This window comes from Candidatus Symbiopectobacterium sp. NZEC135 (genome assembly GCF_025962695.1).
In genome coordinates this window covers 1-22108 of record NZ_JAGFPF010000053.1, presented here as the reverse complement: position 1 = coordinate 22108, position 22108 = coordinate 1, and the positions used below count along the sequence as shown (strand labels likewise).

General features: G+C 54.3%; 21 protein-coding genes. 12 read left to right on the top strand and 9 right to left on the bottom strand.

Annotated features, from left to right (window positions below; all coding sequences use genetic code 11):
- Position 1 precedes the first annotated feature (1 nt).
- From J5224_RS19175 to J5224_RS19165, 3 genes are all read left to right on the top strand, one after another.
- The gene (locus J5224_RS19175; protein WP_264626873.1) at positions 2-757 is read left to right on the top strand and encodes a hypothetical protein; all 756 of its coding nucleotides are present in this window, start codon (positions 2-4) and stop codon (positions 755-757) included.
- A 2-nt stretch (positions 758-759) separates the two neighbouring features.
- Positions 760-927 (top strand): YqaE/Pmp3 family membrane protein, encoded by a 168-nt coding sequence (locus J5224_RS19170; RefSeq protein WP_195315423.1) that lies wholly within the window; start codon positions 760-762, stop codon positions 925-927.
- Positions 928-1176: 249 nt separating this feature from the next.
- Positions 1177-2088 (top strand): AEC family transporter, encoded by a 912-nt coding sequence (locus J5224_RS19165; protein WP_264626872.1) that lies wholly within the window; start codon positions 1177-1179, stop codon positions 2086-2088.
- Here J5224_RS19165 and J5224_RS19160 read toward each other — a convergent pair.
- A complete protein-coding gene (locus J5224_RS19160) occupies positions 2085-3536 on the bottom strand; it encodes a diguanylate cyclase (RefSeq protein ID WP_413544700.1) in 1452 nt (483 codons plus the stop codon). The two genes, J5224_RS19165 and J5224_RS19160, sit on opposite strands and share 4 nt — an antisense overlap.
- A 347-nt stretch (positions 3537-3883) precedes the next feature.
- Between J5224_RS19160 and J5224_RS19155 the strand changes: the two genes are divergently transcribed.
- Positions 3884-4774: a lipid kinase gene (locus tag J5224_RS19155; protein WP_413544699.1), complete on the top strand. Its 891-nt coding sequence runs from the start codon at positions 3884-3886 to the stop codon at positions 4772-4774.
- Positions 4775-4817: 43 nt separating this feature from the next.
- Here the strand turns inward: J5224_RS19155 and J5224_RS19150 are convergent, their stop codons facing one another.
- The 3 genes from J5224_RS19150 to moeA form a co-directional block, all read right to left on the bottom strand.
- Positions 4818-5417 (bottom strand): nitroreductase family protein, encoded by a 600-nt coding sequence (locus tag J5224_RS19150; protein WP_264626870.1) that lies wholly within the window; start codon positions 5415-5417, stop codon positions 4818-4820.
- A gap of 184 nt (positions 5418-5601) precedes the next feature.
- A complete protein-coding gene (moeB, locus tag J5224_RS19145) occupies positions 5602-6384 on the bottom strand; it encodes a molybdopterin-synthase adenylyltransferase MoeB (RefSeq protein WP_264626869.1) in 783 nt (260 codons plus the stop codon).
- 2 nt (positions 6385-6386) lie between these two features.
- Positions 6387-7625, bottom strand: a complete 1239-nt coding sequence (gene moeA / locus J5224_RS19140) for a molybdopterin molybdotransferase MoeA (RefSeq protein ID WP_264626868.1) — start codon at positions 7623-7625, stop codon at positions 6387-6389.
- On the opposite strand from moeA, the gene J5224_RS19135 reads away from it, so the two are divergent.
- The 5 genes from J5224_RS19135 to gsiD all read left to right on the top strand — a co-directional run bounded on the left by J5224_RS19135 (position 7624) and on the right by gsiD (position 13446).
- Entirely contained in the window at positions 7624-7800 is a 177-nt protein-coding gene (locus tag J5224_RS19135) for a hypothetical protein (protein WP_264626867.1), read from the top strand. The two genes, moeA and J5224_RS19135, sit on opposite strands and share 2 nt — an antisense overlap.
- A gap of 177 nt (positions 7801-7977) precedes the next feature.
- Complete coding sequence (locus J5224_RS19130; RefSeq protein ID WP_264626866.1) at positions 7978-9888, top strand: dipeptide ABC transporter ATP-binding protein; 1911 nt, start codon at positions 7978-7980, stop codon at positions 9886-9888.
- A 27-nt stretch (positions 9889-9915) separates the two neighbouring features.
- Positions 9916-11475, top strand: a complete 1560-nt coding sequence (gsiB, locus tag J5224_RS19125; protein ID WP_264626865.1) for a glutathione ABC transporter substrate-binding protein GsiB — start codon at positions 9916-9918, stop codon at positions 11473-11475.
- Positions 11476-11610: 135 nt separating this feature from the next.
- Entirely contained in the window at positions 11611-12531 is a 921-nt protein-coding gene (gene gsiC / locus J5224_RS19120) for a glutathione ABC transporter permease GsiC (RefSeq protein WP_264626864.1), read from the top strand.
- A 9-nt stretch (positions 12532-12540) separates the two neighbouring features.
- Positions 12541-13446 carry a glutathione ABC transporter permease GsiD gene (gene gsiD, locus J5224_RS19115; protein ID WP_264626863.1) on the top strand — a complete coding sequence of 302 codons (906 nt, stop codon included), beginning with the start codon at positions 12541-12543 and terminating at the stop codon, positions 13444-13446.
- A 61-nt stretch (positions 13447-13507) separates the two neighbouring features.
- On the opposite strand, the gene J5224_RS19110 is transcribed toward gsiD, so the two are convergent.
- The 5 genes from J5224_RS19110 to bioA all read right to left on the bottom strand — a co-directional run bounded on the left by J5224_RS19110 (position 13508) and on the right by bioA (position 18970).
- The gene (locus J5224_RS19110) at positions 13508-15205 is read right to left on the bottom strand and encodes an NAD-dependent malic enzyme (protein ID WP_264626862.1); all 1698 of its coding nucleotides are present in this window, start codon (positions 15203-15205) and stop codon (positions 13508-13510) included.
- Positions 15206-15385: 180 nt separating this feature from the next.
- The gene (gene cdd, locus J5224_RS19105) at positions 15386-16273 is read right to left on the bottom strand and encodes a cytidine deaminase (protein ID WP_264626861.1); all 888 of its coding nucleotides are present in this window, start codon (positions 16271-16273) and stop codon (positions 15386-15388) included.
- A gap of 189 nt (positions 16274-16462) precedes the next feature.
- Positions 16463-17158 carry a CidB/LrgB family autolysis modulator gene (locus tag J5224_RS19100; protein WP_264626878.1) on the bottom strand — a complete coding sequence of 232 codons (696 nt, stop codon included), beginning with the start codon at positions 17156-17158 and terminating at the stop codon, positions 16463-16465.
- Positions 17158-17568: a CidA/LrgA family protein gene (locus J5224_RS19095; protein ID WP_264626860.1), complete on the bottom strand. Its 411-nt coding sequence runs from the start codon at positions 17566-17568 to the stop codon at positions 17158-17160. Before J5224_RS19095 ends, J5224_RS19100 begins: the two co-directional genes overlap by 1 nt.
- A 109-nt stretch (positions 17569-17677) precedes the next feature.
- Positions 17678-18970, bottom strand: a complete 1293-nt coding sequence (gene bioA, locus J5224_RS19090; protein WP_264626859.1) for an adenosylmethionine--8-amino-7-oxononanoate transaminase — start codon at positions 18968-18970, stop codon at positions 17678-17680.
- Between the two features lie 132 nt (positions 18971-19102).
- On the opposite strand from bioA, the gene bioB reads away from it, so the two are divergent.
- Genes bioB through bioC form a run of 3 tightly spaced genes read left to right on the top strand, consistent with a single transcriptional unit; the run spans position 19103 to position 22072 of the window.
- Positions 19103-20140, top strand: coding sequence for a biotin synthase BioB (gene bioB / locus J5224_RS19085; protein WP_264626858.1), 1038 nt, complete (start codon positions 19103-19105; stop codon positions 20138-20140).
- Positions 20141-20145: 5 nt separating this feature from the next.
- Positions 20146-21318: an 8-amino-7-oxononanoate synthase gene (bioF, locus tag J5224_RS19080; protein ID WP_264626857.1), complete on the top strand. Its 1173-nt coding sequence runs from the start codon at positions 20146-20148 to the stop codon at positions 21316-21318.
- The gene (gene bioC, locus J5224_RS19075; protein WP_264626856.1) at positions 21311-22072 is read left to right on the top strand and encodes a malonyl-ACP O-methyltransferase BioC; all 762 of its coding nucleotides are present in this window, start codon (positions 21311-21313) and stop codon (positions 22070-22072) included. The genes bioF and bioC overlap by 8 nt, the downstream gene beginning before the upstream one ends.
- Positions 22073-22108 lie beyond the last annotated feature (36 nt).

The following is a 22108-nucleotide window of genomic DNA, read 5'->3' as shown; positions in this document are numbered from 1 at the left end:
CATGCTAAAAATTATGAAAATGAACAGGGAGATAACCATGAAACAACGCTTTTTATCATTAGCTATTTCAACAATATTTCTGGGATTTACTGCCGCACCGTCATTGGCTGAAGATGTTAATGCCTGGCGTTTATTCGTCGCCGATCATAATAAACCGGTGATCAATGTGATTGATGCACTTGACGGAGACAAACTAAATGCCTTTACCGTCAAAGGGCCGGCCGCGTTATACCGTAGCGAGAGTGGTGCGGTCGTTTTTGCGGTGCAGGGCAGCGCTAATACCGTAACGGCCCTTTCATCGGGCATATCCTTCCACGATCACGGCGATCATGCGGATATTGACGTTGATGAACCGGCGTTGCTCAATGTCGAATTTACTGGCACTAAACCCGGACACTTCGTGGAACGCCAAGGCAATGTGGCGCAGTGGTTTGACGGCGAAAACCATGCGCTGTTGTTCAATGAACAAGCCGTTCTTCAAGGCAAAAAGGCGGCAACCAGTGTGAATGTTGTGGCCGCGCATCACGGCGTTGCCGTGCCCTATGACAAGTATGCGGTCGTCTCTATTCCTAACCCGGAGGATGCCTCCAAACGGCCAATCGGAGCACGGGTAGTGGGTCTGGATGGGAAAAAAGTGGGTGAAGACGCTTTATGCCCGGGATTACATGGTTCAGCCGGTTCGGGAAATCGTTATGCGCTGGCATGCAGCACCGGATTATTGTTTAAGCCCGTGGTTTGTAACGGTGACTGGAGGTGATCATGGGGTTCTGGCGTATTGTGTTAACCATTCTTCTTCCGCCGTTGGGTGTGTTATTAGGGAAAGGGGTAGGGCTGGCGTTTTTGCTTAATATCATACTGACTTTGCTGGGGTATATTCCGGGATTGATTCACGCATTCTGGGTGCAGACCCGACCAGAAACGCTCTGAGTGCCCACAGCGCGTGTTCTACCAACACCACGGCGTGCCGTGGTGTTTCATTAAAGAGCATTTGCTGCTTTTAGCATCGTTGTGATGCCGATCGTTGACGTCTCTGGCCTTTTTGTGCTCATAAAAGGCGATTGTCATGATATCCCTCATTACTGGCGTAGCGGAGAATGGTATTGTTACACCTTCACTGCTGCTGCATTTTACCCTGCTCAAGGCTGATGCGGTGCGGTCTGTTTTCGGGGATAAGAGATGGTTGATGTTCTGATAAAAGCGTTTTCATTTATTCTGGTTATTATCATTGGCTATCAATTAAAACGGCGTGGGGTGCTGCAGCCGGAAAGTGGAACGGCATTGTCCAAGCTGATGATGAATTTTACCTTGCCAGCCGCCGTTATCACCGGTTTTGCCAGCTTTCAGGTCGATCACTCGCTGTTGATTCTGGTGGCGTTTGGGCTTGGCTGTAATCTGCTTTTGTTGGGTATTGGCTATATGATTGGCCGCCGTCGCCCAGAAGGGTTGAAAGCGTATTACATGATCAACTCGCCCGGTTATAACATTGGCTGTTTTACGCTGCCTTATGTGCAGAGTTTTCTCGGACCGGTTGGCATTGTGGCGACGTGCCTGTTTGATGCCGGTAACTCGGTCATCTGCACTGGGGGGAGCTTTGCGGCGGCGTCGGCCGCAACCGGTAGAAGTTCCGGCTGGCTCAACATTATTAAACGCTTGTTTTCATCCGTGCCGTTTGATGTCTATGTGTTCCTGATGATTGCCGCGTTGATGGGTTGGCATTTGCCGCCGCAGATAACCTTGGTGGTTTCCACACTGGGTAATGCCAACCCGTTTGTCGCTATGCTGATTATCGGCATGCTGCTCGAGATCAATATCGAACGCTCGCAGTTGAAACACGTGTTGACCATTCTGTTGCTGCGCTACGGTTCGGCGGCGGCGTTTGCCTGCTTGTTCTATTTCTTCACGCCCCTGCCGCTGGAGATCCGCCAGGTGTTAGCGGTGGTGGTGTTTGCGCCGCTCTCTTCGTTGTCACCGATATTTACGTCGCGCTTTAGCGGCAATTTATCCGTGGTCGCCAGCTTTGCCAATTCGGCATCGATCATGATAAGCATTGTTATCATGACCGTACTGCTGACCAGTATGCAGCTTTAAAGCGATGGGGTGCGGCGATGACGCTCTACGTTATTGTCCGCACTTTCCACCCGGTTGCGACCTAGCTGTTTGGCGCGATAGAGCGCAATATCGGCGCGATTGATAAAGGTGTCCAGATTCTCATTTTCACGATACTGGGTGACGCCAATGCTGACAGTGATGTGGATTTTTTCTTTCTGGTATGACACTTCGGCAATTTCTACGGCGCGGCGCAGAATATCAGCCCGTTGCATCGCATTCTCCAGCGAGCAATCATCCAGTAACACCACAAACTCCTCGCCCCCCCAGCGACACGCCTGATCGGAGCTACGGATCGCTTGAAGCAGAAGTTGTGCAATATTTTGCAGCACCAAATCACCTACACCGTGGCCGTAGGCATCGTTAACCCGTTTAAAATGGTCGATATCCAGGATCAGGATCGACATGGGTTTGCGATGGGTAAAGCGCATGGCGCGCAGGCGTTTAAAAAAATAATCAAACGCCTGACGATTCATCACCCCGGTCAGCTTGTCCGTGGTGGCCATACGCTCGAGGCGACGCTGATAGCCGCCGATGGTTAACCACAGCAAAAACAGAAACAACAGGCTTGCCGCTAGGCTGACGCCCAGATTTTTCATCAACGTAATCCACAGCCGATGTTCACTGGGGTGGCTACGCTGCTCGATCATCAAATACCAGTCAAATTCGGGAATCAGGCGCGTATTGAGAAATACTGGACCGTTGTCATCATATTGATAGCTGCCGCCGGGATTGGTCAAAATGGCTGTCGCGAGGGCAGATAATTCTGGCTGCTGGTGGATATTTAGCGCATTGCGAAAATCAGCACCGTGTAACACCACCTGACCGCTCTTATCGGTAAAATAGATGGTACGACGATAGCGCTCCTGGTATTTCTCTATCAGATGTTTGACCTTTTCGACCGAAATTCCGACGCCAGCAATCCCGATAAAATTACCGTTGTAGTCTTTGACCTTGTGATTGATAAAGATATCGAGGCGGTCGCGTTTTTCCGGATCGTGTCCCACTTCAATCAGATAAGGATGCTCATCCGAGAGTTCGCGCGCCTGAAAATACCACTGATCTTCTTCAACATTCTCTGACATGGTTTTTAAAATCCGCTGTGGATCGTAATACCGTTTGGTTTTGTCAGAAATAAAAAAGGAAAAAATGGTATCGAAGCGATTATCGATTTCGCGCAGATAGCGGATCATGGCTTGTGGATCGGATTCATTATCCAACACCCAGTCGCGCACGAAGGTATCGTGCGCCATCAGCGAGGAGATAAAAATAGGGCGCAGCAGATCCTGCTGAATTTCTGAATAGACATTGTCACTGGTGAGCGGCAGGGTATTTTCTTTGATCTCCGCCTCGAGCGATTGTTGAGCCACTTTAAAGCTGGTCCAACTGATGATCAGAAATGCGGTCAGTAGCATGACAGTGAACAACATGGCTGCTCGTGTTTTATTTAACCATACAGCGCTTGTCATTAGATCTACACGCAAAGCTGTACCCTCGTAGTGTTCTGTGCGGGAGTGAAGGACGTCGATGATTATGCATCAAGATGGTACATGCGGCTAACTGAAGTTAAGCAGTCGTCATAGAAAACGGCAAACGGGCGCGCCATTTCTGTTGCGCACTCCCCTGATGCAGTTCAAGCGAAAGTCGAAAGCCATTCAATGTCATGTTTTGTAGACTATTGTCGCCTTCAGCAAGGGTGTTTGAGTGAGCGATTTATCCTGTGGTTAAATCGAGGGTTATTTGGGCACGCCATACGGGAAAAACGATCATGCCGCCGATGATGACAAGCCAACAGCAACCTGCCACTGCCTTGCTGTTGATTAATGAAAAATCAAGGAAGGGCGACTGTGCACGCAAAGAGGTCTTGGCTCAGCTAACAGCGCAGGGACTGCGGGTGATCGTTCCCAACACGGATCTGGCGATGACCTACAGCGAATTAATCGAGCATTATTCTGATCGTGTCGATAGGGTCATCGTCGGCGGTGGCGACGGCAGCCTGAACGCGGCAGCGCCTGGCCTGGTGGCGACAGGGTTGCCGCTGGGAGTGCTACCGTTAGGCACGGCCAATGATTTTGCTCGCACGCTGGGTATCCCTTTCGATCTGAAAAGCGCCATTTCGGTTATCGTTGCTGGCCACCGTCGGGCAGTGGATTTAGGAAAGGTGAACGGTCATCTGTTCCTTAATGTGTCCAGTATTGGCTTTTCCGCTGTGTTGGCGCGTGAACTGACCGCTGAATCCAAAAAACGCTGGGGAACGCTCGGTTATGCGCTGGCTGCCTGTAAGTTGTTGCGCCAAAGTCGGCCCTTCCGTGCGGAAATTGTCCATGAGGGTGCGGCTGAACGTGTCAGAACGCTACAAATCTCGGTGGGTAACGGGCGTTTTTATGGTGGCGGTATGACGGTAGAACAACGCGCTGCGCCGGATGATGGGCTGCTTGATGTTTATAGCCTTGAAGTGAACCATTGGTGGCAGATGATCGCGCTGATCCCATTTTTACGCCGTGGCACTCAAGGTCGTTGGCGTCAGGTGCGGGCTTTTTCCACGACGGAGCTGATACTTAACACCCGGCGACCGCACGATATCAATGCAGACGGTGAGCTGATTGGCCGCACACCGGCGCATTTCACCATTGAACAGAAAGCCATTGAGGTGTTTGCACCACGCTGATTCAGAGGCGTAAATAGGCCTCTGAATCAGCGTGGTTTATGCCTTATTTGAAAACGCGAAAACGGGTGTCGTCATCAATATAGGTTTTCTCTCCGGCCGGTTGCTCAATGGAACCGAACGGTAACTGCGCCCGCAGTTTCCACTGCGCAGGCAAATTCCACGCTTTTTTCACATCGTCATCAATCAGCGGGTTGTAGTGCTGTAGTGATGCACCGACGTTCTCTTGTGCCAGTGCGGTCCAGACGGCGAACTGCGCGATACCGGTGCCGTGTTCAGACCAGATAGGGAAGTTGTCAGCATAAAGCGCAAACTGCTTTTGCAACGTTTCGATCACGTCAGTATCTTCAAAGAACAGCACAGTTCCGGCGCCCGCAGCAAATGAGGCCAGTTTTTTTTCGGTGGATTCAAAAGCATCCGCAGGCACGATTTTTTGGAGCTGATGTTTGACGATATCCCACAGTTTCTTATGCTGCGCGCCGAACAGGATCACGACGCGAGAACTTTGCGAGTTGAAAGATGACGGGCTCTGCTTGACTGCCGTCTTGACGATCTCGGTGATTTTGTCTTCAGAAATCGGCAAGTGTGAACCGATGGCGTAGATAGAACGGCGAACCTTGATAGCCTGCAAAAATGCGTTGCTCATGCGTTATTCCCCTCTAATCATTCCTTACCATGATGTTATTTCGCAACCTTGACGCAAAATATCTTTGATACTGTGGCACCCTTGAGTGACAGCTTCAAGTCTGATAACTCAATACTATAGAAGAATAGCTGCTAAGCAAAAATGTGCTCAACCTAGGGGGGAATCCAGCGCTATCGCAGCCCGATCAGTGTCCGCACACCTCACAGTGTGGACTTTTGGGTAGCGTAATCGTGCGAAACTGTGTGGTCATGGCGTCATACAATACTAACCGACCGATGGCCGGTTCACCAAAATGCGCCAGCAGTTTGATCGCCTCCATCGCCTGTAAGGCACCAATGATACCAACCAGCGGGGACATCACCCCGGCTTCGGCGCAGGTTAACGCATTTTCACCAAACAACCGGCTCAGGCAGCGGTAGCAGGGCTCTTGTTCACCGTAGGTGAACACGCTGATCTGGCCTTCCATGCGAATGGCGGCACCAGAAACCAGCGGCGTTTTGCTGTGGAAACAAAAGCGGTTAAGACGATCGCGTATCGCTACGTTGTCAGTGCAATCCAATACCACCTGATGGCGCGTTACCAGCGCCTGCAAGGCTTCATCCGCCAGATCGTCGTTAATGCACTCGAGTGATATATGGGGATTAATCGCGGCCAGCTCTGTAGCGGCAGAGGTGACCTTCGCCATGTCGATACGCGCATCGCGGTGTAAAATCTGGCGTTGCAGGTTGGAAAGCGCAACGGTGTCAAAATCCAGCAGTGTCAAATGTCCTGTGCCCGCCGCTGCCAGGTACTGTGCTGCGGCACAACCCAAGCCGCCCAAACCCACCACCAGCACGCTGGCCGCTTTCAGCGCTTCCTGCCCGTCAAAATCGAAGCCTTTCAGCATGATCTGGCGATTGTAACGCAGCATTTCGCTGTGGCTTAGCGCATCGTCACTCTCTGGTGCTTTGGGGGCGGTTGTTGGCATCCTCACTCTCCCAGCAGTGCATTGAAGGGTTCGATTTCTACCCACTCTCCGGCGGCTACTGCACCGCGCTCGGCTTCCAATACGATAAAGCAGTTGCCAAGGCTGAATGAACTGAAAATGTGCGAGCCCTGATGGCCTGTGGCTCTGACTTCCAACTCACCGTTATCATTTCGGCTAACAATACCGCGTTGAAAATCGAGGCGACCGGGCGTTTTCTTCAACGCCGAGGCCGCTTTTACCCGCTGACGTGGCGGGAAGTGCCACTGGCTGTGGCCGGAAAGCTGCGCGATGAGCGGTTGCACCAATTGATAGAAGGTGACGGCAGCAGAAACCGGATTACCGGGCAGGCCGCAGAACCAGGCCTGACGCAGTTTGCCGAAGGCGAACGGCTTGCCGGGCTTGATCGCCAACTTCCAAAAATCGATATTACCAATATCATCCAGAATCTGTTTGGTGTAATCGGCTTCGCCTACCGAAACGCCGCCGCTGCTGATAACCAAATCGGCCTCACTGTCGGCGCGTTGAAACGCGTCGCGCAGGGCTACCGGATCGTCGCGGATGATGCCGAGATCGAGAATATCGCAGCCCAGTTTTTCCAGCATCAGGCGTACCGCAAAACGGTTGGTGTCGTAAATTTGTCCTGCCTGTAATGGCTGACCGATATGCTGTAACTCATCGCCAGTAGAAAATAGTGCTACGCGAAGACGGCGTATTACGGTGACCTCAGCCACGCCCAGCGATGCCAGCAGCGGCAAACGGGCTGGCCCCAATGCGCTGCCCGCGGGTAGGACGCGCGCGCCGCGCTGAATGTCTTCCCCTGCCAGACGGATATTTTGGCCCGCTTTCACTGGATGCGTGAAACGCACGCCGTTAGCCTCTGCTTCGGCGTATTCCTGCATAATAACCGCCTCTGTCCCCGGCGGAACCGGTGCGCCGGTCATGATGCGGATACAACTTCCTGCGGGCCAGTCACCGACGAACGGGTTACCGGCAAAGGCTTTCCCTGCTACGGGCAGCAGTGCATCGCCCTGTGCCAGGTCGGGCATGCGCACGGCATAGCCATCCATCGCGGCATTGGCAAAGGCGGGCACGTCGAGAGGGGAGGTAATATCGGTGGCGGTAATGCGGCCGGCCGCCTGTTCAAGAGAGACAATTTCGGTCTGCGCCAGCGGCGAAACCAGCGCCAGCATGCGTTGCTGCGCTTGCTCAAGCGCGAGTAAACCTGAGGTAAATGCTTCCATGATGACTCCATTCGCCGACGTCTTTGCGTCGGGAGATCGGGCAAAACGCGATACGGTGCACTGGGATTACGCCAGCAAAGTGAACGCTATTATGTCAGAGAACACCCAGCGGGTGAATGTGACAACGTCAAGGTTATGGCAGGAAAGCGTATCATCAGGGAGTAGCATCCTTTAAGTCTCATAGGGTATAGACGGATTGATTATGTGCTGTAACGCAATGTTATAAGAGACATATTTTATTCATTGCACGGCAGTTTTATGCTAAATCTCCCTCAGTGTGCTAAATAAAACTAAAACCGTTTTTTCAAACGGACTGATTCCGTTAGATGTTAAACAAGGAGAGAAACCGTTCATGATATCCCATGCGCCCGTGCGTGAAGCGGCTGATACTACACTGATTCTGCCGGAACAGCAGATTCTGTCAGTGCGGTCACTCGGCGTGCGTTTTCACGCGCAGCGGGAGCCGGTATCAGTGATCCACGATCTCTCGTTGACGGTTGCTCGCGGTGAGACGTTGGCGATCGTCGGTGAGTCCGGCTCTGGAAAATCGGTTACAGCATTAGCCATCATGCGTTTGATCGAGCAGGCTGGGGGGGATATTCATCACGGTGAGATTCTGTTTCGTCGCCGCAACGGTCACATTCTGGATGTCACAACCGCTAGCCAGCGTGAGATGCGTCGTTTACGCGGTGCCGACATGGCGATGGTATTCCAGGAGCCCATGACTTCGCTCAATCCGGTGTTTCCAGTTGGAGAGCAGATTGCCGAGTCCATCCGTTTGCACCAGGGCATGTCTGCGCGAGATGCGAAGGCAGAAGCGCTGCGCATGCTCGATCTGGTCAGAATTCCAGAAGCGAAAAGCGTGCTGAGCCGTTATCCACACCAGCTTTCCGGCGGTATGCGCCAGCGTATCATGATCGCCATGGCGCTCTCCTGCAAGCCGACATTGCTGATTGCCGATGAGCCGACCACCGCATTGGATGTCACTATTCAGGCACAGATTCTACAACTGATTCAGCTATTGCAGCGCGAAATGGCGATGGCGGTGATTTTCATCACCCATGATATGGGCGTAGTGGCGGAAGTGGCCGATCGCGTGCTGGTGATGAATAACGGCCACTGTGTCGAAACCGCGGGCGTGAGCGAGATATTTGCCACGCCACAGCATGTGTATACCCGTGCATTGCTGGCGGCAGTACCGACGCTAGGTGAGATGCGCGGACGTAGCGAACCGGCACCGTTTTCATTGCATCTTACCGATGCCCACGGGCAGGCGGTTGCTCCGCAAACGATGGCTAGCGTGGCACCAGTGAACCGACCCGAACCGTTAACGCCCGTGTTGCAGGTGAGCGATCTGGTAACGCGATTTCCGCTGCGCCGGGGCATCCTCAATCGCGTTACCCATCAGGTACATGCGGTAGAGCACATCAGTTTCGATCTTTATCCCGGTGAGACGCTGTCGCTGGTCGGGGAGTCGGGCTGTGGAAAATCCACGGCAGCGCGCGCCTTGCTGCAATTGGTGCCGAGCCAGCGTGGCACGATCACCTTTGCGGGTGAGCGTATTGAAGGGCTGGGCAGCGAAGCGCTGCACCGGATACGTCGTAACATTCAACTGATTTTTCAGGACCCGTATGCGTCGCTGGATCCCCGTCTGACGGTGGGGTTCTCGATCATGGAACCGTTGTTAGTCCACAACGTGATGGATAAGCAGGCTGCTGAAGCGCGGGTGGCGCAACTGCTCAAGCGGGTGGGGCTGTTGCCGGAGCATGCCGGACGTTATCCGCATGAGTTTTCTGGCGGGCAGCGGCAGCGCATATGCATCGCGCGCGCGCTGGCGTTAAACCCCAAGGTGGTGATCGCCGATGAGGCGGTGTCAGCGCTGGATGTCTCGATCCGTGCACAAATCGTCAACCTGATGATGGAATTACAGCAGGAATACGGTATCGCTTTCCTGTTTATTTCCCACGATATGGCCGTCGTGGAGCGCATCAGTCACCGCGTTGCGGTGATGTATTTGGGGCAGATTGTGGAAATCGGCCCACGTCAGGCGGTGTTTGAGAATCCTCAACATCCTTATACCCGTAAACTGATGGCAGCGGTACCGGTAGCCGATCCGGGTCGCCGCCATCACCGTCATGCACTGTTGGCGGATGATATACCCAGCCCTGTTCGGGCGCTGGGCGATGAACCAACGATCGCACCGCTGGTTGAGGTGGGTGAACGGCACTATGTGGCCCACCATATGATTGCGGGCGCTTATTGACAGAGGATACAGGGAGATACGATCACAATGACACTTTTGACTCGCGTTAATCTGCTCACCGCCAAACGTGCGGGTACGCTAGCCGTGGCGGCAGCCTTGATAGCGTCTGCACCTGCCTGGGCAGCCAAAGATGCTGTAATTGCTGTGGCATCCAACTTCACTACGCTCGATCCCTATGATGCCAACGATACCCTGTCACAAACGGTGGCGAAATCGTTCTATCAGGGGTTGTTTGGTTTCGATAAGGACATGAAGTTAGTCAACGTACTGGCCGAAAGCTATCAGGTCAGCGACGATAACCTGACCTATACCATCAAGCTGCACGCCGGGGTGAAATTTCATGACGGCACCGATTTCAATGCGCAAGCGGTGAAGGTGAACCTCGATCGCGCTAGCAATCCTGACAATCGCCTGAAACGCTATAACCTGTTCAAGGTGATTGCCAAAACGGAAGTAGTGGATCCACAGACGGTAAAAATCGTGCTGAAACAGCCGTTCTCGGCCTTTATCAACAACCTGGCACACCCTGCTGCGGTGATTATTTCACCCGCCGCGTTGCAGCAATATGGCAAAGAGATTGGTTTTCATCCGGTGGGTACTGGCCCTTACAAGTTTGTCACCTGGAACCAGACGGACTATGTGAAAGTGGAGAAATTCTCCGGTTATTGGCGTGCGGGGCTGCCCAAACTCGACAGTATTACCTGGCGTCCGGTGGTGGATAACAATACCCGCGCCTCGCTGCTCCAAACGGGCGAAGCACAGTTCGCGTTCCCAGTGCCGTTTGAGCAAGCCAAGGTGCTGGAAAAAAATGACCAGTTGGCGGTGGTGACATCGCCTTCCATTTTGCACCGTTACCTCAGTTTTAACGTCACACAAAAGCCGTTTGATAATCTCAAAGTGCGGCAGGCGATTAACTATGCCATTAACAAAGATGCCCTGATTAAAGTGGCCTTCTCGGGTTACGCGGTGCCGTCACAGGGTCCGCTGCCGAAGAGCATCGATTTTGCCCAGCAGTATCAACCGTGGCCTTACGATCCGGCAAAAGCGCGCGAGCTGTTGAAAGAAGCGGGTTATCCGGATGGATTCACTACCACACTGTGGGCATCGCATAACCACAGCACGGCGCAGAAGGTGCTGCAATTCACCCAGCAACAGTTGGCGCAGGTTGGGATTAAAGTGCAGGTTACGGCAATGGATGCCGGGCAGCGCGCCGCCGAAGTGGAAGGCAAGGGCGTGAGTGAAACCGGCGTGCGCTTGTTCTACACCGGCTGGTCTGCTTCAACCGGGGAGGCGGATTGGGCGCTGACACCGCTGTTTGCCACGGCGTCGTGGCCGCCGGCGTTGTTTAATACAGCGTTTTACAGCAGCGAACAGGTGGATGCCGACTTGGCGAATGCGTTGAAGACCACCGATCGCGCGCAGAAGGAAAAACTGTACAAAGATGCGCAGGATAAAATCTGGGCGGATGCGCCTTGGGCATTTTTGGTGACGGAACAGTTGGTTTCGGCTAACAGCAAGAAACTGAGTGGGTTCTACGTGATGCCTGATACCGCATTCAGTTTTGATGAGGCTGATTTGGCGCAGTAAGTGATGCTGGGTTTTTCTCAGCCGCGTGACAGGCGCGGCTGAGAACCCGATGGTTTCTGTGTTGCCGCTGCGTGTAGAACCGAGAGTAGAAAACGCTATGCCAGAGAATAAAACGAGAAGGATAATCATGTTGTTATGCTGAATTATTTCCTCAAACGGCTGCTGGGCATGATCCCCACCTTGCTGATTGTGCTGGTCGTGGTGTTTCTGTTTGTGCACCTGCTTCCGGGCGATCCTGCGCGCCTGATGGCGGGGCGGGAGGCTGATGCCGCGGTGATTGCCATGGTACGGCAGGATTTAGGTCTGGATAGGCCGCTTTACGAACAATTCTGGCGCTTTTTCACCCATGTATTGCAAGGGGATCTAGGCACCTCGATGGCCTCTAAACGTCCGGTCGTCAACGAGATTGCCATCCGCTTTTTGCCGACGCTTTGGCTTACCGTAACCAGTATGGTATGGGCGGTTATCTTTGGCATGAGCATCGGTATAATTTCCGCTATCTGGCGCAATCGCTGGCCTGATCGTCTGGGGATGACGCTGGCGGTATCCGGTTTGTCATTTCCATCGTTTGCGTTGGGGATGCTGTTGATGCAGGTGTTTTCCGTTGAATTGGGTTGGTTACCCACCGTAGGCGCGGAGAGCTGGCGTCACTATATTTTGCCCTCTCTCACCTTAGGTGCTGCCGTCGCCGCCGTCATGGCGCGCTTTACGCGCGCCTCCTTTGCCGATGTGCTGCAAGAAGACTATATGCGCACCGCACGCGCCAAAGGGGTCCGTGAATATTTGGTCATCACCAAACATGGTTTGCGCAATGCGCTGATCCCCGTGGTGACGATGATGGGGCTTCAGTTTGGCTTTTTGCTGGGTGGCTCTATCGTGGTGGAAAAAGTATTCAACTGGCCGGGGTTGGGCCGGTTGTTAGTGGACGCGGTGGAGATGCGCGATTATCCCGTAATCCAAGGGTTAGTGCTGTTGTTCTCACTGGAGTTTATTGTGATTAACCTGCTGGTGGATGTGCTTTATGCGGCAATCAACCCGTCAATTCGCTATCGATAAGGAACCGCGATGAAACATTGGCGACGTAAGGCCGTGCTGGCAACGCTGCCGCTGCTGCGGGAAACCACCATCCGTACTCCACTCGGTGAATTCTGGCGCCGTTTTTTGTTGCAGCGCACCGCCGTGATAGCGGGCATCTTTGTGCTGTTGCTGATCTCAGTGGCGCTGCTGGCGCCTTATCTGGCTCCGTTCGATGCGGAAAACTATTTCGATTATGACCGGTTGAACGAGGGGCCCTCTTCACTGCATTGGCTCGGCGTCGATGCGCTGGGTCGCGATATATTCAGCCGTATTCTGCTTGGTGCGCGTATTTCGCTGGCGGCAGGTATCTTATCCGTGGTGGTCGGCATGGTGATAGGTACGCTACTGGGGCTGGTGGCCGGTTACTATGAGGGAGTATGGGATCGGCTGATTATGCGCTTGTGCGACGTGCTGTTCGCTTTTCCGGGCATTCTGCTGGCGATTGCCGTAGTGGCGGTGATGGGCAGTGGTATGGCTAATGTGATTGTTGCCGTAGCGATCTTCAGTATTCCGGCCTTTGCGCGTCTGGTACGCGGTAATACCTTGGTGTTGAAGCAGCAAACGTACGTGGAATCGGCGCGTAGCCTTGGCGCATCCGACAGCACTATTTTGTTGCGCCACATTCTTCCCGGCACCTTTTCGTCGATCGTGGTCTATTTTTCGATGCGTGTGGGCATGTCGATCATTACGGCGGCCAGTCTCTCTTTTCTTGGCCTGGGGGCGCAGCCGCCGACGCCGGAGTGGGGGGCAATGCTCAATGAAGCGCGGGCGGATATGGTAGTAGCACCGCACGTTGCGCTGTTTCCCAGCCTGGCGATTTTCCTGACCGTGCTGGCGTTTAATCTGTTGGGGGATGGTTTGCGCGATGCGCTCGATCCCAAGTTACGCCCGTAGTGCAATACAAATAAAAACGGCCCCATTATCGGGGCCGTTGCGGTTCTGGCAGCAGAAACGCTTAGAACGAGGTACGTTTATAGCTGCGGTATTGCGGTTGCCAGAAGTTGTGCGTAATCGCCTTCGCCAGCGTATCGCTGGAGGTCACTTCTGCCACACCCTGCAACTGCGCGGCTTTTGCCACGTCCATCGCGATACGGCGCGACACATCCTGAATATTTTCCAGGTCAGGCAGCAAAGCACCTTCGCCGTTGTTGGCCAGCGGTGAACAGTCGGCCAAGGCGCGGCTGGCGGCCATCAACATGCCATCGGTGATGCGTTTAGCACCACACGCCAGCACGCCCAAGCCAATACCCGGGAAGATATAGGAGTTGTTGCACTGGGCGATCGGGAACAGCGTGTCCTTGTGCTTAACCGGCGCAAACGGGCTTCCGGTTGCAACCAGTGCGGCACCGTCGGTCCAGCGGATGATATCTTCCGGGCGCGCTTCCACGCGGGAGGTCGGGTTGGAAAGCGGCATCACGATAGGACGCGCACAGTGGGTGTGCATTTCGCGAATGATCTCTTCCGTGAACAGACCCGGCTGACCGGAGACACCAATCAGGATGGTCGGCTTGGCGTTGCGTACCACTTCCAGCAGTGAGATAGCATCGCTGGTCACGTCCCACTCGCTCAACAGTTCGCTCTTCTGCACCAGCTTGCTTTGGAAATCGAGCAGGTTCGGCAGTTTGTCGGTCAGCAGACCGAAACGATCCACCATAAACACGCGGGCACGCGCTTCTTCTTCGCTCAGACCTTCAGACTTCATCTGCGCGATAATTTGCTCGGCGATGCCGCAACCGGCGGAACCGGCACCCAGGAAGGTGACCGTTTGATCGCGCAGTTGCGTGCCAGCAGCACGACTGGCGGCAATCAGGCTACCCAGAGCCACGGCGGCAGTGCCTTGAATGTCGTCGTTAAAGCAGCAAATTTCATCGCGGTAACGGTTTAACAGTGGCGTGGCGTTGCTTTGCGCAAAGTCTTCAAATTGCAGCAACACGTTCGGCCAGCGGCGTTTTACTGCCTGAATAAATTCTTCCACGAAGGCATCGTATTCTTCGCCGGTAATGCGCGGGTGACGCCAGCCCATATAGAGCGGATCGTTCAGGCGTTGCGGGTTGTTGGTGCCCACATCCAGCACCACGGGCAGCGTATACGCCGGACTGATACCGCCACAGGCGGTGTAGAGCGACAGCTTGCCGATAGGAATGCCCATGCCGCCGATGCCCTGATCGCCCAAACCAAGGATACGCTCACCGTCGGTGACCACGATCACCTTCACGTTCTGCTTGGTGGCGTTTTGCAACATGTCATCGATGTTTTCACGGTTTGGATAGGAGATAAACAAGCCGCGAGCACGACGGTAAATATCTGAGAAGTGTTCGCACGCCTGACCGACCGTTGGGGTGTAGATGATCGGCATCATTTCGGTCAGGTGTGCGTCCAGCAGGCGGTAAAACAGGGTTTCGTTAGTATCCTGGATGTTACGCAGGTAGACGTGCTTCTCCATATCATTTTTGAATTCCTGATACTGACGCCAGGCGCGTTCTGCCTGCTCTTCAATGGTCTCCACGGCTTCAGGCAACAGACCATGTAGGTTGAAGTTGGCACGCTCTTCATTGGTGAAGGCGCTGCCCTTGTTCAGCAAAGGGAATTCCAACAGGATAGGGCCAGCATAAGGGATGTAGAGTGCGCGTTTGCTTTCGTATTCTAATTCCATGACTTTTCTTACTCTTCGGGTAACAGAAACGAATTTAGGTAATGACACGACATGACAGCGCGGATCTTAAATTACCCAAAAAATATGTACAGAAAATGTTAATTAAAATAGTTACACATGACTTGCGTCACAACATTTTGTCAATGCTCCCCGGTTTATTCATCATTTTTGTGCGCTGCATCAGTCGATGAAGTGCTGCTGTACGTCGGTACACCCGGCTTCAGCCAGAATAATTTGCAACATCACCCACTGACTGATGGTGGCATTGCGTGGCTCAACCAGCGCGGCGCGGCGCACGCTGTGAATCTCTTCACCGGCCAGATTCATCAGGTTCAACGCCACCTGAAGCGGCGGTAGGCTGGGGTTGAACGCGGCATTTTCTGCGTATCGGCCGGTATACACCGCACCGCGATCGGTTTCCAGCGCGACGCCGCTCAGCGCATTGCTGTAAGGCGCATGGCTGCGATTGGCGGCGTCCAGTGCGGCTTGCGCCAGCAGGTCGGCATCGAGCAGGGTGCGCCCGTGATTGACGGGATCCATCAACAATGTGGTGATATTCAGATCCTGCGGTCCAAAGGCATCGGGTAAATAATGGTGCAACTGTGCAGGTTCACGCCCCGGCAGGTGGATATGCAGTGTGTTTGCCCGGTTTAGTTCATTCATAAACTGACGGCAGTGTCCGCAGGGCGTGTAGTTCACCGTGATACTGGTCAAGCCGCGCTCCTGGCGCAGCCAGGCATGGGCGATGGCGCTCTGCTCCGCGTGCAGCGTTTGTTGCAACGGCACGGCGGCGAACTCCATGTTGGCACCAAAGTAGAGGTTGCCACTTTCTCCCTGCGCAACGGCACCCACTTGAAAGTGAGAAATCGGGGCAATGGCGCATGCTGCCGCAAGGGGAAGCAGGGCATAGGACAACGTCTCAGGCGTCAGGTCACATTGGGTACAGAGGGTCGTAACCTCGTCAGCCAGCAACATCCCGACAAAGTCAGGATGCTCAAGTATCGGCAGCAAGGCGTGTTGCAGTGTGTCAGAAAGTTGTGCAAAAGGGGCGTGATAGCGTGGGTGCATAGCGATGTACTCTTTTTGCCATTATTGTTTGTTGTCAGGGTAAAAAGTAGCGTATCAATAAATCGTGATAAGTATCACATTGAACGTGAACTTATTGAAATCAAGATGCATTCTGCGCGATATATCTCAAATTATCGAGCAGAATGCAACGGCGCAGTGATGATCGCGCCGTCTGTATCATCGCTGTAGCTAGTGAAACAGATGTACCAGCAGCGGAAAGATAAAAGGCGCAATTAGCGACGTCATAATGCCGCAAATCACCAGAGCCAATGAGCTGAACGCCCCTTCCTGGAAATCGATCTCGACACTACGGGCCGTACCCAGCGCATGTGATGCCGTCCCCATGGCGAGTCCGCGCGCCGCCTTGGTACGAATTCCCACGCGATTAAACAGGGTATGTCCGGCGACCGCACCGAGGATGCCGACAAAAATCACACAGACTGCGCTGATGGCGGGAATGCCGCCGATGGTGCTTGCAACCGCCATAGCGATGGGGGTGGTTACCGATTTAGGCAGCACCGATGCGGCGATTTCAGGCGTCGCACCTAACCACAGCGCAATGACTGTACCGGAAATAATGGCCGCCATGCTGCCAATAAAGCAGACGCTGATGATGGATTTCCAGCGTGCACGGATCTGATGGATCTGTTCATAGAGCGGAAACGCCAACGCTACCACGGCGGGCTGCAACAGATCGTTCAGTACTTTACTGCCAGCAAAATAACTGTCGTATGGGATATTGAGCAGCAGCAATACCGGGATAAGGATAGCCATTGAAACCAGCAGTGGGTTTAGCAGTGGCATTTTGCATTTTATCGCCAACTTGCGCGCCGCAAAGAAGGTTAGCAAGGTCAGAGGCAATGACCACCAGATGTTGGACAACATCATTTTTTCCCTTCCTCATCCGGCGTTTCGTGCGTGGTGATGATGTGTTCACGTTGCATCAACTGCGTGCAAAAGCCGACGACCAGCATCACCACCAGCGTACTGATAAGGCAGGACACCACGATGGGGCCAAACTGCTTGCTCAGCAGGTCATAGTAATTCATAACGCCCACGCCGATAGGAACAAACAGCAGCGCCATGTAGCGAATCATTAAGTAGCAGCCGGGTTTTACCCAAGTCGCAGGAAGGATCTGCGAAGCCAGCAAGGCAAAGAGGATAAGCATACCGATAATGCTGCCGGGAATGGTTAGCGGGAGTAACGCGGATATCGCATTACCTGCGAACAGACACAGATAAATAAGTGCGAAAGCGCGTAAATACTGCCCGCAAAGGATTGTTGTATTACGCATGGGAAGTCCCTGATAAGCTGAGGCGATTATCATAGCGCTAATCAATTTGGTGTGCCACAGATCACAGATTTTTCCCGCTGACTTTTCCGTCCGTTATTGAAACCAATTGTTATTGAAACAGTTCGGGCCGCCGTACGGCGTCACGCAGTGCGCTGGTCAAGCGTGTTAAGGCCTGTTGCGAGATAATATAGGGCGGCATCACATACAGTAGCTTACCAAAAGGCCGGATCCACACACCGCGCTCGACAAAAAAGCGCTGCACGCGCGCCACGTCTACAGGTCGTGTGGTTTCCAGCACGCCAATCGCGCCCAGAACGCGCACATCCTCCACCAACGCCGAATCCCGTAAGGGCAGTAATTCAGCGCGCAATTGGTGCTCAATCGCCATCACTTGTGGTTGCCATCCCCCCTCATCCAGCAGCACCAGACTGGCATTGGCGGCGGCACAGGCTAATGGGTTCGCCATAAAAGTCGGGCCGTGCATAAAACACCCGGCCTCGCCGTTGCTGATGGTGTCTGCAACGTTACGCGTGGTTAAGGTGGCCGACAGCGTCAGGTATCCTCCGGTCAGCGCTTTACCCAGACAGAGAATGTCGGGGGAGATACCGGCATGTTCACAGGCAAACAGCTTGCCGGTGCGGCCAAACCCGGTCGCTATTTCGTCTGCGATCAGCAAGATACCGTATTGATCGCACAACTCGCGCACGCGCTTGAGGTAGGTGGGGTGGTAGATACGCATTCCGCCTGCGCCCTGAACCACTGGCTCAAGGATAACGGCGGCGATGTCGTGATTGTGCATTGCCAGCAGATCGTGTAGCGGCTGGATATCACACTCTTGCCACTCGTCATCAAAACGGCTGCGTGGTGCATCGGCAAACAGGTGTGCTGGCAGATAACCCTGATAGAGACTGTGCATGGCATTGTGCGGGTCACACACCGACATCGCGCCAAAGGTGTCGCCATGATAGCCGTGGCGCAGGGTCAAAAAGCGCGCTCGATGCTTGCCGCGTGCCTGCCAATATTGCAGCGCCATTTTGAGCGCCACCTCCACCGCCACCGAACCGGAGTCGGCCAGAAACACGCACTCCAACGGCGCAGGCGTAATCGTGACCAGCCGTTGACACAGTGTGATGGCTTGAGGATGCGTAATACCGCCAAACATCACGTGCGACATTTGAGCTATCTGCTGCTGTAAAGCCTGGTTCAGACGCGGGTGGTTATAGCCGTGGATCGCTGCCCACCAGGAAGACATGCCGTCCACCAGCTCTCGCCCATCGTCCAGTTGCAGGTGATATCCGTGTGCCGCGACGACCGGATAACAGGGAAGGGGGTGCGTCATTGAGGTGTAAGGGTGCCAGATATGGCGTTGATCAAATTCCAAGTCTGCGTTTGAAAGCAACATTATCAATAAACCGTGTTGTAAACTAAATTAACACTCGCGTGGTTGACAGTATAACGTTGTCATTTACACTTACGCCACATTTTCATGCCGCATTGGCGGCATGGCTTTCTGTCGAACAAAGAGGCCAACCCTATGGCAGAACGTATTCATTGGACGCTGGATCAAGCGCAACAACTGTTTGATAAACCGTTTTTAGAGTTGATGTTTGAGGCGCAGCAGGTGCATCGCCAGCATTTCGATCCGCGTCAGGTACAAGTCAGCACGCTGCTCTCCATCAAAACCGGTGCCTGCCCAGAAGATTGCAAATATTGCCCGCAGAGTGCGCGCTATCGCACCGGGCTGGAAGCGGAGCGATTGATGCAGGTTGAGCAGGTGCTGGATTCCGCGCGCCAGGCTAAAGCGGCAGGTTCAACCCGTTTCTGTATGGGCGCCGCCTGGAAAAATCCTCATGAGCGCGATATGCCTTATCTGGAACAGATGGTGAAGGGCGTCAAGGAAATGGGGATGGAAACTTGCATGACGCTAGGCACTCTGCACGACGATCAGGCGGAACGGCTGGCTGACGCCGGGCTGGATTTCTATAACCATAACCTGGACACCTCGCCGGAGTTCTACGGCAACATCATCACCACCCGTACTTATCAGGAACGACTGGATACGCTGGACAAAGTGCGCCACGCGGGCATTAAAGTCTGCTCCGGCGGCATTGTCGGATTGGGCGAAACGGTGCGCGATCGTGCTGGCTTGTTGGTGCAACTGGCAAACCTGCCGACGCCGCCGGAAAGCGTACCGATCAATATGCTGGTGAAAGTAAAAGGTACACCGCTGGAAAATAACGACGACGTTGAACCTTTCGATTTTATCCGCACCATCGCCGTTGCACGTATCATGATGCCGACCTCTCACGTGCGCCTGTCTGCGGGTCGCGAACAGATGAGCGAACAGACCCAGGCCATGTGCTTTATGGCGGGTGCTAACTCCATTTTCTATGGCTGCAAGCTGCTGACCACCCCCAATCCGAAAGAAGATAAGGATTTGATCCTGTTTCGCAAGTTGGGTCTCAATCCCCAGCAAACGGAAACGGAGGCGGGCGACAACCAACAGCAGATGCGGTTGGCGCAGCAGGTGCTGCAAGCCAATACCGAACAGTTCTATAACGCTGCTGTGTGACGCTTATGGGATGGCAAAAACGTATAGACGCGGCGCTGATCGCGCGCCGTGAACAAGAGGCTTATCGCTCGCGCATTGTTAATCAGGGCGGTGGGCCTTGGTTGACGCAACTGGGGCGGCGCTACCTGAATTTCTCCAGCAATGACTACCTAGGCTTAAGCCAGCATCCCGTCATTATTGACGCATGGCAAACCGGTGCAACGCGCTATGGCGTGGGCAGCGGCGGCTCAGGACATGTCACTGGCTATACCGATGCGCACGCGGCATTGGAGGGCGAACTGGCGCAATGGCTGGGTTACCCGCGTGCGCTGCTGTTTGTCTCCGGTTATGCCGCGAATCAGGCCGTGGTTGCCGCCCTAATGCTGGGACAAGACCGCATTCTGGCGGATAAACTCAGCCACGCGTCATTACTGGAAGCTGCCGCTCAGTCTCCGGCCACTTTGCGGCGCTTTGCGCACAATCAGCCAGCGGCGCTGCAACGCCTGCTGGAAGGGGAATCGTCGGGTGAAACTCTTGCTGTCACGGAAGGTATTTTCAGCATGGACGGCGACAGCGCACCGCTGGGCGCACTGCATGCGTTGACGCAGGCGCGCGGTGCCTGGTTGATGGTCGATGATGCGCACGGGATAGGCGTGTGCGGTGAGCAGGGCCGCGGTAGTTGCTGGCAACAGGGGGTAAAACCTGAATTGCTGGTTGTGACCTTTGGTAAAGCATTTGGCGTGAGCGGAGCTGCCCTGTTGTGCAGCGAATCGGTGGCCGACTATTTCTTACAGTTTGCCCGTCATCTGATTTACAGCACTAGCATGCCACCGGCCCAAGCTTGCGCATTACGCGCGGCGTTGTCCTGTATTCAGCAGGGTGACGCGCTACGTGACAGGCTAGGCCGACGTATTGCTCAGTTTCGCGCTGGTGCCGGCGATTTGCCCTTTACCTTGATGCCGTCCCACAGTGCTATTCAACCACTGATCGTCGGCGACAACGTTGCCGCGTTGCGCGTGGCACGGCGTCTGCGTGAACGGGGATTTTGGGTCAGTGCCATACGCCCACCCACCGTGCCGCCCGGTAGTGCACGGCTGCGTATTACGCTGACGGCCAGCCACACGGACGACGATATCGCCCGTCTGCTTGCCGCTTTGCACTCGGCAGCGCATGAGCAAGAAGAGCGTTCCAATGAGTAATGAATTGCATAATAAACGGGCCATTGCGCAGGCTTTTGGCCGTGCGGCGCAACGCTATACCCGATTTGCCGAGCTGCAACGCACCAGCGGTGAGCATCTGATGACGTTGTCGCTACCGCTTGCCGGAGAGCGGATACTGGATGCGGGCTGTGGCATTGGCCATTTCAGTCAACGCTGGCGCGCGCTGGGTAAACAGGTGATCGCCTTGGATCTGTCTGCTGGCATGTTGCAACAGGCGGTAGCTGAACACAGTGCAGATGCTTACGTTCAAGGGGATATTGAACATTTGCCGTTAGCGGATGCCAGCATCGATCTCTGCTTCAGTAATCTGGCGGTGCAATGGTGCGAAGATTTGCCGCGTGCCATTGCGGCCTGCTATCGGGCCACGCGTCCCGGCGGTGCGGTGGTGTTTTCTACGCTGGCGGAAGGTTCTCTCGGCGAACTGGCGCAGGCGTGGTTGAGCTTGGATGGATCAAAACGCGTCAATGATTTTCTGCCGTTGGCTCACATCGCCGATGCCTGTCGGCCCTATCGTCACCGGCTGTACCCACACACGCTGAGCTACCGTTTTGCGACCGTAAGCGATGTGATGCACTCATTGAAAGGGATTGGTGCCACCTGGCTACATGGCGATCGTTCGCGCGGTTTACTCACCCGGCGGCGGTTGCAAGCGCTGGCGCAGGTTTATCCTGCTGCACCCGGAGGATTCCCCCTCAGTTATCATTTGGTTTATGGAATTATTTATCGTGACTAAACGTTGGTTTATTACCGGAACAGACACTGAAGTGGG

Coding starts and splice junctions, on each gene's coding strand:
- J5224_RS19175 (WP_264626873.1), top strand. CDS start 2: ATGCTAAAAATTATGAAAATGAACAGGGAGATAACCATGAAACAACGC.
- J5224_RS19170 (WP_195315423.1), top strand. CDS start 760: ATGGGGTTCTGGCGTATTGTGTTAACCATTCTTCTTCCGCCGTTGGGT.
- J5224_RS19165 (WP_264626872.1), top strand. CDS start 1,177: ATGGTTGATGTTCTGATAAAAGCGTTTTCATTTATTCTGGTTATTATC.
- J5224_RS19160 (WP_413544700.1), bottom strand. CDS start 3,536: ATGTTGTTCACTGTCATGCTACTGACCGCATTTCTGATCATCAGTTGG.
- J5224_RS19155 (WP_413544699.1), top strand. CDS start 3,884: ATGATGACAAGCCAACAGCAACCTGCCACTGCCTTGCTGTTGATTAAT.
- J5224_RS19150 (WP_264626870.1), bottom strand. CDS start 5,417: ATGAGCAACGCATTTTTGCAGGCTATCAAGGTTCGCCGTTCTATCTAC.
- moeB (WP_264626869.1), bottom strand. CDS start 6,384: ATGCCAACAACCGCCCCCAAAGCACCAGAGAGTGACGATGCGCTAAGC.
- J5224_RS19135 (WP_264626867.1), top strand. CDS start 7,624: ATGATGACTCCATTCGCCGACGTCTTTGCGTCGGGAGATCGGGCAAAA.
- moeA (WP_264626868.1), bottom strand. CDS start 7,625: ATGGAAGCATTTACCTCAGGTTTACTCGCGCTTGAGCAAGCGCAGCAA.
- J5224_RS19130 (WP_264626866.1), top strand. CDS start 7,978: ATGATATCCCATGCGCCCGTGCGTGAAGCGGCTGATACTACACTGATT.
- gsiB (WP_264626865.1), top strand. CDS start 9,916: ATGACACTTTTGACTCGCGTTAATCTGCTCACCGCCAAACGTGCGGGT.
- gsiC (WP_264626864.1), top strand. CDS start 11,611: ATGCTGAATTATTTCCTCAAACGGCTGCTGGGCATGATCCCCACCTTG.
- gsiD (WP_264626863.1), top strand. CDS start 12,541: ATGAAACATTGGCGACGTAAGGCCGTGCTGGCAACGCTGCCGCTGCTG.
- J5224_RS19110 (WP_264626862.1), bottom strand. CDS start 15,205: ATGGAATTAGAATACGAAAGCAAACGCGCACTCTACATCCCTTATGCT.
- cdd (WP_264626861.1), bottom strand. CDS start 16,273: ATGCACCCACGCTATCACGCCCCTTTTGCACAACTTTCTGACACACTG.
- J5224_RS19100 (WP_264626878.1), bottom strand. CDS start 17,158: ATGTTGTCCAACATCTGGTGGTCATTGCCTCTGACCTTGCTAACCTTC.
- J5224_RS19095 (WP_264626860.1), bottom strand. CDS start 17,568: ATGCGTAATACAACAATCCTTTGCGGGCAGTATTTACGCGCTTTCGCA.
- bioA (WP_264626859.1), bottom strand. CDS start 18,970: ATGTTGCTTTCAAACGCAGACTTGGAATTTGATCAACGCCATATCTGG.
- bioB (WP_264626858.1), top strand. CDS start 19,103: ATGGCAGAACGTATTCATTGGACGCTGGATCAAGCGCAACAACTGTTT.
- bioF (WP_264626857.1), top strand. CDS start 20,146: ATGGGATGGCAAAAACGTATAGACGCGGCGCTGATCGCGCGCCGTGAA.
- bioC (WP_264626856.1), top strand. CDS start 21,311: ATGAGTAATGAATTGCATAATAAACGGGCCATTGCGCAGGCTTTTGGC.